The sequence below is a fragment of the Streptomyces sp. NPDC107550 genome (assembly GCF_055639095.1).
Window position 1 is genome coordinate 312,331 of the sequence record NZ_JBVKBC010000003.1, and the last position, 13,365, is coordinate 325,695.

10 protein-coding genes are annotated in these 13,365 nt (G+C 76.0%); 7 read left to right on the forward strand and 3 right to left on the reverse strand.

Features of this window, described 5'->3' with window-relative positions:
- Positions 1–243 precede the first annotated feature (243 nt).
- Entirely contained in the window at positions 244–1,254 is a 1,011-nt protein-coding gene (locus ACZ7LY_RS06495) for a PadR family transcriptional regulator (RefSeq protein ID WP_471623385.1), read from the reverse strand.
- A 1-nt stretch (position 1,255) separates the two neighbouring features.
- Positions 1,256–2,128: a DUF4097 family beta strand repeat-containing protein gene (locus ACZ7LY_RS06500; protein WP_471623386.1), complete on the reverse strand. Its 873-nt coding sequence runs from the start codon at positions 2,126–2,128 to the stop codon at positions 1,256–1,258.
- Between the two features lie 222 nt (positions 2,129–2,350).
- Here ACZ7LY_RS06500 and ACZ7LY_RS06505 point away from each other — a divergent pair, with 222 nt between their 5' ends.
- Complete coding sequence (locus ACZ7LY_RS06505; protein ID WP_471623387.1) at positions 2,351–3,256, forward strand: hypothetical protein; 906 nt, start codon at positions 2,351–2,353, stop codon at positions 3,254–3,256.
- Between the two features lie 102 nt (positions 3,257–3,358).
- Here the strand turns inward: ACZ7LY_RS06505 and ACZ7LY_RS06510 are convergent, their stop codons facing one another.
- A complete protein-coding gene (locus ACZ7LY_RS06510) occupies positions 3,359–3,541 on the reverse strand; it encodes a DUF6104 family protein (protein ID WP_005312030.1) in 183 nt (60 codons plus the stop codon).
- A 179-nt stretch (positions 3,542–3,720) separates the two neighbouring features.
- Between ACZ7LY_RS06510 and ACZ7LY_RS06515 the strand changes: the two genes are divergently transcribed.
- The 6 genes from ACZ7LY_RS06515 to ACZ7LY_RS06540 all read left to right on the forward strand — a co-directional run bounded on the left by ACZ7LY_RS06515 (position 3,721) and on the right by ACZ7LY_RS06540 (position 13,142).
- Positions 3,721–4,209 (forward strand): CU044_2847 family protein, encoded by a 489-nt coding sequence (locus ACZ7LY_RS06515; RefSeq protein WP_471623388.1) that lies wholly within the window; start codon positions 3,721–3,723, stop codon positions 4,207–4,209.
- A gap of 347 nt (positions 4,210–4,556) precedes the next feature.
- On the forward strand, positions 4,557–6,992 hold the full coding sequence (locus ACZ7LY_RS06520; RefSeq protein WP_471623389.1) for a VMAP-C domain-containing protein: 2,436 nt from the start codon (positions 4,557–4,559) through the stop codon (positions 6,990–6,992).
- A 211-nt stretch (positions 6,993–7,203) separates the two neighbouring features.
- Positions 7,204–8,220 (forward strand): AAA family ATPase, encoded by a 1,017-nt coding sequence (locus ACZ7LY_RS06525; RefSeq protein WP_471623390.1) that lies wholly within the window; start codon positions 7,204–7,206, stop codon positions 8,218–8,220.
- A gap of 29 nt (positions 8,221–8,249) precedes the next feature.
- Positions 8,250–11,633, forward strand: coding sequence for an SAV_2336 N-terminal domain-related protein (locus ACZ7LY_RS06530; protein WP_471623391.1), 3,384 nt, complete (start codon positions 8,250–8,252; stop codon positions 11,631–11,633).
- A gap of 67 nt (positions 11,634–11,700) precedes the next feature.
- Positions 11,701–11,892, forward strand: a complete 192-nt coding sequence (locus ACZ7LY_RS06535) for a YxD-tail cyclophane-containing RiPP peptide (RefSeq protein ID WP_471623392.1) — start codon at positions 11,701–11,703, stop codon at positions 11,890–11,892.
- The gene (locus ACZ7LY_RS06540) at positions 11,889–13,142 is read left to right on the forward strand and encodes an FxsB family cyclophane-forming radical SAM/SPASM peptide maturase (protein ID WP_471623393.1); all 1,254 of its coding nucleotides are present in this window, start codon (positions 11,889–11,891) and stop codon (positions 13,140–13,142) included. The genes ACZ7LY_RS06535 and ACZ7LY_RS06540 overlap by 4 nt, the downstream gene beginning before the upstream one ends.
- The last annotated feature ends 223 nt before the right edge of the window (positions 13,143–13,365 follow it).

Below are 13,365 nucleotides of genomic sequence, written 5' to 3' on the forward strand. Positions count from 1 at the left end.
CAGACCCCGCTTCTCAATCGCCGGAGGGGCTGGAAGTTGGTGTGTCCAGCCGCCTGAGGGGTGCGGGGAACTGCGCGAGCAGCCCCGCCGGGCTGCACCCGGTGTACGGCGATCAGCTCCCGGCGCTGGGCTGGGCGCCTGGGGGTCTGCCCCGGACCCCGCTCCTCAATCGCCGGAGGGGCTGGAAGTTGGTGTGTCCAGCCGCCTGAGGGGCGCGGGGAACTGCGCGAGTAGCCCCGCCGGTCACACCCCCGGCGTTGAAGGATTGAGCGTGGATTTGATGTGGGCGGCCGTCTTGGTGAGGTGGTCGCGGGCCTCGCGGAGTTGCTCGGGGGTGACGCCGTGGTCGCGGGCCGCGTCCCGGATGTCGTCGCGGAACCGGTCGAGCAGGCGGTCCAGGTCCCGGGCCGGATCACCCGTGAGGTCCTCCTCCGCCCATGCGGGGCGGTACTCCACCGGGGCGGTGGCGTCGGAGGGCGGCCGGTAAGAAGGGGGCGTCGGCGCCGTGTCCTTGCCGAAGCCGCGGCCGAACTCGCCGAACTCCTTCGCCAGGTCCGACAGCCCCTCCCGAACCCCCGACGGCCAGTCGCCCCGCCCGAACCGGTCGACGACCTGGTCCTGGACGCGCCTGGCCATGCGCTGGACCTCTTCCTGGGCCTGCGCCCACACCTTGTCCTGCGTCTCCTTGGCCTGGCGGCGCGCCCGCTGGGCCTCCTCGCGGGCCCGGCGGCTCTCGTCCTTCGCTCGCCGCGCCTGCTCCTTCCACTCCTGCTTGGCGCGGCGCAGCTCCTCCTTCGCCGCCTGCCAGGACTCGCTGTCCGTGAAGTCCTTCAGGACGCTCGGCTCGGGTCCGCCGCTCGCGGCGCCGCGCGCCTGGGAGGCCGCCGCCCGCACCTCGCGGCGCAGGTCGCCGGCGGCCCCGCGGACGTCCTCGCGCATCTCGGCGGCCAGTTCGGCGACGGACTCGCGGATCTCCAGCTCCAGATCGGCCAGCTCACCGCTGCGGTCGGCCAGCTCGGCGCGGCCCGCGTCCGTGATCGCGTACACCTTCCGGCCGCCCTCGGTGGTGTGCGTGACGAGGCCCTCGGACTCCAGCTTGGCCAGGCGCGGGTAGACCGTGCCGGCGGAGGGCGCGTACAGCCCCTGGAAGCGCTCCTCCAGGAGCCGGATCACCTCGTAGCCGTGGCGGGGCGCCTCGTCGAGCAGCTTCAGCAGGTACAGGCGCAGGCGGCCGTGGGCGAAGACGGGGGGCATCTCAGAGCACCTTCTTGTCGTGGTCGGCGGCGGTGTCGCGCGGGCCCGCCGCGTCGAACGGGTCCTCCTCGCCGGGCGGCCGGCGCAGCAGGGCGATCGACCCCGAGACGGTCGTCGCCTTCAGGGAGCCGGTCCCCGCGCCCAGCCTCCCCGCGATCTTATGAGCGCCCCACTGGCCGGAGACGCGCAGCCCGTCGAAGGCGTTGGACACGGCGCCGCTCGCCGTGTTCGCCTCGACCTCGGTGTCCGCCGGGTGCGGGATGCGGATGGCGATCTCGCCGGACACGCTGGTCAGGCTCACGTCGGTCGGTCCTGCCGGGTCCAGGTCCACGATCATCGAGCCGCTGACGGTGTCCGCCCGCACCAGCCGGCCCGAGCCCTCCACCACCGTCAGATCACCCGAGACCGAGCTGAACCGCAGGTCGCCGGTGACCGCCTGCGCCTCCACGCTCCCCGAGACCGTGCTCGACCGCACCGGACCCGTCACCCCGACGAGGGTCGTGTCGCCGGTGACGCCCTTGACGTCCGTACGCCCGGCCATGCCGGAGACGACGGCCCCCGCGCCGACGACACCGACCTCGACGCGGGTGTCGGCCGGGACCGCGAGGGAGACGACCGCGCTGCGGCGGGGGGTCTTGCGCTCCAGCCACTTGAGGAACCCCTTCCAGGGCAGGTCCTCGTACGCGACCGTGAGGACGCCGCCGTCCTGGGTGACCCGCAGCGGCGGGCCCTCCAGCTCCGAGACCTGGAGGCGGGCGGCGCCTTCGTCGGTGCCCACCACGTTCACCGTGCCGTTGACGATGCGGACGTGCAGGGCTGTCACCGGATCGTCGAACGTGAGCTTCTGCGGCTCCGCGACGGACCACTCGGGCATGGGACGACCTCCTCGGCGGCCAACACGCCATATCGCGTTGACTGTCAAACACGATATATCGTGGGTCGCGGAAGTCAAGGGTGAATCCGGGTGGGGAGGGATCGAGGGCGGGGGGGCGGGGGCGGAGTGGAGGCGAGACAGTCGTGTCTTTCCGTGTCGGCTCGGCCGGATCCGTGCGGGCCATGTGGGCTGGTTCGGGGGATTTGCCCTAGCGTGGGGATCATGCCGTCCCCTGAACCCGCCGGCGCGCTCCTTCTGTGCCGCGCCACCCCCGACGTCGTAGGACCCGCCGCGCAACTGCTGCGTGAGCGGATGCTGCTCGCCCCCGCCGGACGCGAGTGGAGCGTGCTCGTGCCCGAGGGCAAACCCTGGCTCGCCGCCGCCGGACCAGGCACCGGCGAGCCCGCCGAACCCGTCGACCGCGTGCTCGGCGGCTGGGCCGGGGCGCTCGCGGTCGGCGCGCCCTGGCCGGTGCTGGCGCTGTGGTGGGACGCGGACCGCGCCGGGTTCACGCTCGCGTCGGGCTTCCGGCGGCCCGTCGGATACGTATGGCTGGCGAACGGGACGCCGGTGGGGGAGGGCGAGGCGCTGCGGACGTTCGCCGCGCGGCTCGGGCTCGATCCCGTACTCGACATGCAGTCCCTGGAGGCGCTCGCCGCACCGGACAGTGAGGCGGACGCGCGGTCGCGGATGCTCGGCCTGCTCGCCGTGCTGACCCGCGCCGGGCTCACCCTGCCCACCGGCCTCACGCCCGGCGAACCCGCCGACCGTCTGCGCGAGGTCGCGCGCGTGCAGCCTCATGTCGAGACCGTGTCCTGGTCCGGCTGGCGTGACGCCGTGCGCGCGGAACTCGACGTCGTCGAGAACACCAGTCTGGGGCCCTGGCTGCGCGGACCGAAGGCGCGCGGGCTCGCGTACGCCCAGCTCGCGGCCGGTGTGCCGCTCGCCGTGCGTGGGCTGCGGCGGCGCAGTGGGGGCTGGCTGACCGCCGGGGCGGTGCTGCTCGCGCACGGGGCGCTGGGGCTCGCGTACGACCGGATGCGGGCCGGGCACGGCGCCCCCGGCGGGGTGACGGCGGAGGCCGGCGGGACGCGGGCGGACGGGCGGGGTGCCGCGCTGGTGGGGTGAGTAGCGCCCGCCCGTTTCGCGCCGCCCGCGCGCGTGGGCGACGTTCCGTGGGGCCGGCGGGCCGGCGGGCCGTGGTGCCGGGCCCGAAGGGAAGGCCCTAGGTCACTCCTCGTCGTCCTCGTCGTCCAGGCGGGCCAGCCAGGTCGCCAGGCGTTCCACCGGGACCTCGAAGTCGGGGTTCAGGTCGACGAACGTCCGGAGCTGCTCGGCGAGCCACTCGAACGTGACCTCCTCCTCGCCGCGCCTCTTCTCCAGTTCCTCGATGCCGCGGTCGGTGAAGTACAAGGGGTGCTCCGTGCTGTCGGGGGGCCCGTACCGAAGGGCCCTGTTCCTAGCCAGGATAGGCAGGACGGCGGTGTCGCGGAGCCCCTCGCCCCGGCCGCCCGGCGGGGTTAGCCTGAGGGTTCATCAAAGCCTGTGAGGCGTACGGGACGTGGTGCGCCGCGGCGACGGGGGAGTGCGCCATGGGGGACGCGATACGGCCGATACTGCTGCCGGACGGCACCGAGGTGTGGGTACGGGCCTCTCGGCTGGACCTCGACAGCGGGGCGGACGACGACCTGTGGGAGGACGTCGGCGTCTGGGAGACGGTGACGACCCGCGTCGAGGGGCTGCGGGAGACCGTGGAGGGCGTGGCGCGTTCCGTGCGGGAGGCGACCGCGGCCGCGCTGCCCGACGAGACGGCGGTCACCTTCGGTATCGAGGTGAGCGCCAAGCCCGGGAAGGCCGTCGCCGTGCTGGCGGACGGCGAGGCCAAGGCCAATCTGTCGATCACCCTGACCTGGCGGCACGACGCGCGTCGCGCCGCCAGGTCAGGGGCGGGCGGTGCGTCCGGTACGGGTGATGACTCCGGTACGAGTGGTGCCTCCGGTGCGGGTGGGGCGAGCGGGGGCGGTACGGATCCGGGGGGCGGTGACGGGCAGGGGAGCGGCGGCGGTCTGGGCGAGGCGTGATGGCTCCGCCGGACCGGGAGCAATTGTGGCAGCTCGCTGAGGAAGCGACGGTCGGTATCGGTCCGCCCCCGCGAGTGGCGGCGCCGGTGCCGGAGGATCAGGCGGCGCCTGGGGCGTCCGGGGTTCGTGCGAGTTCCGGGGCTCCGGAGGGTCAGGCGGCTCTTGGGACGCGCGGGGCTCCGGAGGGTCAGGCGGCGCCTGGGGCGCGCGGGGTTCCTGAGGTGTCCGGGGCTCCTGGGGTGCCCGGGGTTCTTGGGACGCCCGGGGCTCCTCACGCGCCGGGGACCCCTGATGCCGCCGGCACCCTCGCGGCAACGGTCCCCGCGGCTCGCCGCAACCTCCACATCGTGCCCGACCCCGAACGCGACACCCCCGACCTCGGCACCGCTGTACCCGGCACCGCTGTACCCGGCACCGCTGTACCCGGCGCCGCGACGCCCGGCGCCCTCATATCCGTCGGCCCGGAGTTCACGACTCCCGCGCTCGGCACTCTCGTACCCGAAGTCCCGGCACTCGCCGCCCCTGCCTCCGCCCCCGGCATCCCGGAACCCGGCACTCCCGTACCCGGCGCTCCCGTACCCGGCACCTCGGGACCCGGCGCTCCCGTACCCGGCACCCCGGGACTCGGCCCCTCCGCCCCTGACGCCCCGGAACCCGGCACCCCCGCGCCCGGCACACCGGAACCCGGCACCCCGGAACCCGGCCTGCTCGTACCCGCCCCCGGCGCCTCGGGGTCGTCGCCTTCCCGGGACACCCGGAAGCCGCCCCTCTGGGGAAGTGGGTTCTTTGTGGCTCCGGGGTGGGTGCTGACCTGCGCTCATGTGCTGGTGGACGGGAGCGGGCGGCGGCGGCCGGGGCGCGGGGAGGGGGAGCCGGACGTCGGGGTGTACGTGGACGGGCAGGTGCTGCCGGGGCGGCTCGCGTACTGCATGCCGATGCCCCGCAACTCCGTGCCGCGCGGCGGCGGGGGCGGGGAGCGGGAGACGTACGCGGCGGCCGTCGAGGGCATCGTGCCCGACCTCGCCCTGATCGCCCTCCTTGAGCCGCTGGAGCCCGCGCGTGAGCGGTGCGTGTGGCTGACGGACCGGCCGCCGGGGGAGTTCGCGCGGGAGGACGGCGGCGGGGTGCTCGGCCGGTTCGCCGCGCCGGACGGCGACGACACCTGCGTCGCCGAGCGGCTGACCTGCGGGCACGGGAGCACGAAGGGGAACCGGATCAAGTTCGGGCTGAACGTCGACATGCGTCCGGGGACGTCCGGCGGGCCGCTCGTCGATCTGGAGCGCGGGGAGGTCGTGGGCGTCGTCAAGGCCCGTTTCCGCGACGGCGGCTCCGGGCTCGCCGTCGCGGTCAGCGCCCTGCGCGAACTGACCCGGGACGCGCATCTGGCGGGCGCCCCCGATCTGGGCGACGAGCCGTATCAGGAGCTGATGCGGCTGCATGACGCCTGGCACTGGCGGCGGCAGCACCCCGAGCACGGCGACGGCGAACCCACCTGGGCCGACGTCCAGCGCGAACTGCCCCGGCGGCGCGGCACCTGGGGCGTGCTCGACCGGCTCGACGCGCTGTACCGGCTCGCCGCCGTGCCCGGCCCCTCCACGCCCGCCGTCGTGCGCCAGCTCGCCCGGGACGCGCTCGGGCGGTCCATCGGCGCGAGCGTCGCCCCGGTCGGCTGGCGCGACGGCCACGGCATGCTGCACGGCTTCGGCGGCCACGACGACCTCGCCGTGCACCTGCGCTACCTCTCGCTGGTGGCCGGCTGGGTCACCGCGCACGCGCCGGAGCCCGCGGCGGCCGAGCGGGCGCGCGAGCTGTACGAGTCCGCGATGAAGCGCGGCCAGGCGCTCGACGCCGCGGCCCGCACCCGGCTCGGCAGTCTGCGCCCCCGCCCGCGCGCCGTGCTCCTGGAGTTCGACCACGCCCCGCCGCCCGCCTACCTCGACGAGGGCGAGGAGGACGTCAGTACGTACATGTGGTCGCTGTACAAGGGGTACGAGGACGGGCGCTGGGAGCTGGCGGTGTCGCCGCCCGCCGAGGGCCGCCCGTTCGAACGGGCCCGCGCCGAGGCGCTGGACGCGCTGGCCGAGGTGCTCGCCGTCGCCGACGCGGCCCGCCCGCCCGAGGACCCCGTACCGCTCGAAGTGGCGCTGCCCGGCGCGCAGTTCGCGGCGACCGTGGCCGACTGGGAGATACGGGAGGACCCCCGCCCGAGTTCGCCGCGCAGCCCCATGGGCGTCGACCGGCCCGTCGTGCTGCGGGACATCGAACGGCGCGGGCAGCTCCTCGACCCGGAGAGCGCGGGAGCGCTGCGGGCGCAGTGGCGGGAGCGCTGGCACGGGCTCCTCGGCGCGCAGCGGCTGCTGCCGCTGCTGCCGGCCGGGCCGCCCGCGCCGCTGCACCGGCGGGCGCTCCAGAGCGCCCCGCACGGGTCCGTTCCGGTGCTGTGCCAGGAGGTCGGCTCCGGTGTGGGGCGCGACATGGTCCAGCGGGCCGTCGGGCTCGGCTACCCGGTGGCGCTGTGGCGGGCCGAGGGCCATCGGGTCGGCGACGCCTGCGCCGGGGGCTGCGACGACTTCCGCGCCGGCGTCGCCGGGCTGCTCGGGCACGGCGACGGGTCGGTACGGGCGCTGCCGGGGCGGCTGTGGCGGGCCCGGAGCGAGGGCGGGGGCGCCGGGTGGACCCGGGGCGTCGTCCTCTTCTACGACTCGCCCGATCATCCGCTCCCCGAGGCGGGCGCGGGCCCCCTCGACCCGCCGGGGCCCGGAGTGGTGCGGGGGGCGGGGTGACGGCGCGGGGGGCGCGGGCCTGCGAGGTGGGGGCGCTCGGGGCGCGGGCGCGCGGCGCGGTCGGCGCGGCCGGCGCGCGGTCCGCGCCACCCGCACGCCCCCACGGTGTCCGAGGGGTGGACGGATCATGCTCGGCGGGTAGACCGGAAAGCATCGGGTGGGGGCTGCCGGACGAGTATTTTCGTGGCAGCCTGTCGCGGAGGGGGCCCACATGAGCGAGTGGCTGATCTACCGGGGTGCCGGAGCCCCGCACGACGACATCCTGCGGCTTCCCCCGCCCCCGCCGTGGCGCGATTTCGACGGCGGTCCCCTGGTGCCGCCCCCGGACGACCTGGACAGCGCCTCGGTGCGCCGGCTCGGGGTGCGCAGCAGGCAGGCGCAGATGCACCGGCCCGGCGCCGAGGAGCGCGAACTGGTCAACGCGGCCCTGTACTTGCGCAGACCGCTGCTCGTGACGGGCCAGCCGGGCAGCGGCAAGTCCACGATCGCGCACTCGGTGGCGTACGAGCTGAAGCTCGGCCGCGTCCTGTCCTGGCCGGTGGTCAGCCGCAGCACACTGCGCGACGGGCTGTACCAGTACGACGCCATCGGCCGGCTCCAGGACCTCCAGATCCGGGACACCCTCGCCGAGGCGGACGCGGCCGGGATCGCGGACATCGGGCGGTACATCAGGCTCGGCCCGCTCGGCACCGCGCTGCTCGCCTACGAGCGGCCCCGCGTACTGCTCGTCGACGAGCTGGACAAGAGCGACATCGACCTGCCCAACGACCTGCTGAACGTGCTGGAGGAGGGTGAGTTCACCATCCCCGAGCTGGAGCGGATCGCGGACGTGGCGCCCTTGGTCGACGTCCTCACCGACGACGGAAACCGGGTGACGGTCCGTCAAGGGCGGGTGCGTTGCCGGGCGTTCCCGTTCATCGTGCTCACCAGCAACGGCGAACGCGACTTCCCCTCGCCGCTGCGCCGCCGCTGTGTGCAGTTGGAGATGGTGCCGCCCGACGCCGAACGTCTCGCCGGGATGGTCCGCGCCCACTTCGGCGAGGGCGCCGACGTCCAACACGCCTCGCTCATCGACCAGTTCCTCGACCGCGACCCCGGTGACGTGCTCGCCGTCGACCAGCTCCTCAACGCGATCCACCTCGTACGGCAGACCGGCTGGGACGAGGACAGCGCGGCCCGCGCCCGGCTCTCCGTCGAGCTGATGCGCCCGCTCGACCGGACCCGGTGACCGAGGTGCCCCCTGCGGACGTGCCTGGCGTGCCCGACAGCCCTGATGTACCCGGCGCCCCCGCCTCTCCCGACCCGCTCGCCCGGCTCGTCGGTGCCCTCGACGCGGCCGGCACCCTGCTCGACGGGCGGGAGCTGGCCGACGCGCTGTGGCTCACCCAGTGGACCCGCGACCCCGCAGCCGGCGCCTCCTCCGGACCCTCCGGCCCTCGGGCGGACGCGCCGGACGGATCGCCGGCGGGCCCGGACGGCGGCGGCGTACCCGGCGCCCCGGACGGGACCGGGGAAGGCGCGGGCCCGGGCTCCGGGCCGCCCGGCGAGGCGGGTGCGCACCGATCGGATCCGGTCAATCCGGCGGCCCGCCCGCTCCCCGGCCCGCGCGCCGCCCCCGTCTCCCTCGGCGGGCTCGGCGTCCTCGACGGCGCCCCCGCGCCCGCGCCCGCCCCGGCCGCCGCCCCCGCCCCGGCCGCCACCGGACCCGTACAGCCGGCGACGCTCACCGGGATCCCCGCGCTGCCCGCGCTGCGGCGGTCCCTGCGGGCCCTGCGCGGGTACCGGCCGCCCGGCGCGTTCGGGCCCGGCGAGGTGGACGAGACGCAGACCGCTGAACTCTTCGCCACCACACGGATGTTGACGCCCGTGCTGCGTCCCGTACGGCGGCGCACGGCCGACCTCGTCCTGCTGATGGACGGCGCCCCCTCGATGGCCGTGTGGGACGGCCTGCTGGAGGAACTGCGTCGCGCCTGTGTGCAGGTCGGCGCGTTCCGCGATGTCGTCGTGCAGTACGTGCATCCGCTCGGCCGGGGTCTCGGCGTCACCGCGCAGCCCGGGCTCGGCCATGTCCTGCGGCCCGCCCAGGAGATCGCCGACCCGTCCGGGATGCGCGTCCACCTGCTGCTCAGCGACTGCACCGGGCCGCTGTGGCGCGAGGGCGCGTTCCAGCGGCTGCTGCGCGGGTTCGTCGCCGACGCGCCGCTCGCCGTCGTGCAGCCGCTGCCGCGCCGGTTCTGGCCGCGCACCGCCCTGCCCCTCGCCACCGGTGAACTGACGCGACGTCAAGGCCCGTACCAAGCGCTCGACTTCCGGCCGCACGGGCATCGCGGCGAGACGCCCCCCGCAGGCTCCTACGTGCCCGTCCTCGCGCCCACCACCGCGGCCCTGAGCACCTGGTCGCGCCTCGTCGCCGCCGACGGCGGGCTGCGGTTGCGCGGCGCCGCCGCCCCGCTGCGCGCCCCCCGGCCACCGCAGGCGCCCCCGGACACCGACACCGGCGCCCCCCTCGCCGACTCCGACACCGGGGACGAACTGGGCGCCCACGCCGAGCGGTTGCTCGTCGCCTTCGACGAGACGGCCTCTCCCGCCGCCCGCGAACTCGCCGTCCACCTCGCCGCCGCCCCCCTCGGACTGCCCGTCATGCGGCTGGTCCAGCGCACCATGCAGCCCGGCAGCGGCCCCGCCGAACTCGCCGAGGTGCTGCTCGGCGGGCTCGTCACCCAGCGCCCCGCCGGCAGCGGTCCTGCCCGCGAGCAGGAGAGCCGCACCGGCCCCTGGTTCGACTTCAAGCCCCGCGTGCGCTCCCTCCTCCTCGAACGGCTCAGCGCGGGCGAAGCCGCCCTCGTCCTCAAGCACTGCGCCCTGTACATCGAACGCACCTTCGGCCGGGGCGCCCGCAACTACCCGGCCGCCGTCGTCGCCTACCTCGAAGGCACCGGCCGCCGCCCCACCGGCGGCACCGGCAGCGTCCCCGAACCCTTCGCCACCGTCTCCGATCTCGTCCTGCGCCACTTCGAGCGCGGCCTCGCCGCCCTGCCCGGCACCCCCAGCCGCCCCGGCCCGCCCCTGCGCGCCGCCCAGCAGCGGCTGCGCCGGTACGAGACGGAGGGCGGCGCCGACGACCTCCTCGAAGCCCTGCGCCTGCTGCGCACCCCCGAGGCCGCGGGCCGCGCCGACAGCGGACGCCTGTACGCCCGCGCCCTGCTGCACGCCTGGCACGAATGGCGCGACCCGCGCAGGCTCGCCGAGGCCGAGGACGTCGCCCGCCACGAGGCCGACCGGCTCGCCGCCCGCCCCGCCGCCGACCCCGACGCGCTCGGCGCCGCCCGCCTCACCCTCGCCCACGTCCTGCGCACCCGCGGCGAACACCTCGTCGAGGACGCCGTACGGCAACGGCCGCCCGAGGACGCCGCCCGCCGCGCCCACGGCGAACTCCTCGTCGACGAAGCCCTCGCCACCCTCGAACTCGCGCTCGACCAGGCGCGGCTGAGCGCCCCCCTGCGCCTGGACTGCGCCGCCCTGCACACCGCCGTCGTCGACCGCCGCCTCGACCGCTCACCGGCCGGCGACCTCGCCCCGCTCCAGCGCTCCCTCGACGTGCTGCGCAGGCTCACCGCCCACTGGCCGGGCCCCGGCGCCCCGCCCGCCGAACTCTGGTCCGCCCTCGGCGGCGCCCTGCTGCGCGCCGCCCGGCACGCGCCCCCCGGCTCCCGCGTACAACGCGAGACGGCACGGGAAGCGGCATCGGCGCTCGGCGCGGGGATACCGGGCGAAGGGGGCGCGAGCGGCACGGGCGTACCCCCCGCGCGTGCGCTCTTTGATCTTGCCGAAGCACATGCGCTGGGCGCGGAGCCGTTCGGTTCCGCCGCTGAGGGGGCAGTCTTGAAGCGGGCCGCCGACGCGGCGCGGGCCGAGGGCGCACCGGAGCTGGAGGCCGCGGCGCGCGGACGGCTGTCCGTGTGGCTTTGGAAACGAGACCCAGCGGCATTCGAGACGGCCGAGGCGGAGATGAAGCGGGCATTGAGTCTGTTGCGACCAGGCGATCCACAGCGGGCCGAACTCCTGGTGTCCTACGGTCAGATGCTGCTCCAGTCGCAGCGCGAGCCGGCAGGCGCCGAGGACACCAACACGGTGTCCGAAGCCGTCCACAGCCTGCGCGAAGCGGTCGGCGAGACCGCGCCGAGCCACCCCGGCGCGATCGAGCGCAGGCTGCTCCTCGCGGGCGCGCTGCGCAGGCGCTACGGAGCGGAGGCGATGATCGCCGACCTCTACGAAGCGTGCTGGACCCTGGAACAGGGGCTGCGCGACAGCGACGACCCCGCGCCGCGCAGCGCCGCCCTGCTCGAACTCGGGGCGCTGCACCACCTGCTGGCCCAGCGCACCCAGGAGCGCGAGGAGTGGGTCCGCTCCGACGACGCCTACGCCCGCGCCGCCCGCGAGGCCGACGAGGCCCGCGACCCGCGCACCGCCGCCCGCGCCCTGCACGGCCGCGGCGAGGTCCTGGAGTATCTGGCGGGCCCCGCCCGCGCCCTCGCCCTGTACCGGGCCGCCCGCGAGCGCTGGGGCCGCACCCCCGCCGCCGACCCCGACGAGGTCCGTCGCACGGATGACCGAATCCGGCGGCTGGGCGGCACGCGGTGACGCGCCGGGGTTTCCCGGCCGCGCCGAAGGGGCATGCCCGGTTAGCCGATTGTCCCGAGGAGGCGATGTGCAGACCCCGGCCGTGAGCGCGCCCAGCGACGCCCTGCCCGACTTCGCGGGGCTCGATCTGGCGGAGCTGAGGGGCCGGAGCGACCACCCCGTGCTCGGGGCGGTCCTCGACTCCCTCATCGCGCGCCCGCGCAGGGCGGAGGAGACCACGGCGATGTACGGGGACGGGATCCCCCAGGACCCCAGGTGAGTTCCGCCGGACCCGGCGCCCTGCCCACCGACGCCCTCGCCGCGTGGCCGCTGCGCGACCTGGACGTCGCCGGGCTGCGCCGCTCCGGCGTCGCGGCGGTGCCGTTCAGCCAGTTCGTCCTGAAGGTGCACAGCCGCTGCAACCTCGCCTGCTCCTACTGCTACATCTACGAGGGCGCCGACGGCAGTTGGCGCGAGCGTCCCGTCCGCGTCCCCGACACCGTCGTGCGCCGCGCCGCCCACCGCATCGCCGAGCACGTCCGCGCCCACCGGCTGCGCTCGGTCCGCGTCGACCTGCACGGCGGCGAACCCCTGCTCTCCGGCGAAGGACCGCTCCTGCGCTACGTCGAAGCCGTCCGCGCCGCACTGCCGCCCGGCTGCGCGGTCGAAGCCGGCGTCCAGACCAACGGCACGCTCCTCACCGACGACGCCCTCGACGCGCTCACCGCCGCCGGCATCCGCGTCGGCCTCAGCCTCGACGGCGGCACCGCGCAGCTCAACGACGGCCGCACCGACCACGCCGGACGCTCCTCCTGGCCCGCCGCCGCCCGCGCCGTCGGCCTCCTCGCCGCCCGGCCCGGCACCTGGGCGGGCATCCTGTGCACCATCGACCTCGCACACGACCCCCGCTCCGTGGTCACCAGCCTCCTCGCGCTGCGCCCGCCCGGCCTCGACCTGCTCCTCCCGCACCACAACTGGACCAACCCGCCGCCCGGCGTCGCCCCCGCCGACCCCCGCGCCCTGCCCTTCCCGCACAGCCGCCCCACCCCGTACGGGGACTGGCTCGCCGCCGCCTTCGACGCCTGGTGGGAGCAGCGCGAAGAGGCCGTCAGCATCCGGATGTTCGCGGAGATCATCGCCCTGCTCCTCGGCCGGCCCAGCGCCGTCGAGGGCGTCGGCCTCTCCCCGGTCGCCGCCGTCGTCATCGACACCGACGGCGCCATCGAACAGGTCGACTCGCTCAAGACGGCCTACGAGGGCGCCCCGCGCACCGGACTCGACGTCCACCGCAACAGCCTCGACGAGGCCCTCGACCACCCGGGCATAGCCGCCCGCCACCTCGGCCGCGACGCGCTCGGCACCGAGTGCCACGACTGCCCCCTCGTGGACGTGTGCGGCGGCGGCAACTACGCCCACCGCTACCTCGCCCACAGCGGCTTCCGCCACCCCACCGTCTACTGCGCCGACATGGCCCGCCTCATACGCCACATCGCCGGCCGGCTGCGCGCCGAGATAGGCGCCTCGCCCTGACCGCCCCCGTCGCGCCGCGGCCGAAACCGGCCGGTGACCGACGCGCCCCCGGTGGTACGGCCCCCGCATCAACTACCGTGCCGTCCACCCCCGATCCACCGCACACCCGCCGCCCGCCCCGCCCGCCGCACACCGCGCCCCGGGCCCGGCGGCCGGCACCGCAGCAGCACAGCTCGCAGCACCCGCTCGCAGCACGGCTCGCAGCACAAGCTCGGAGCAACAG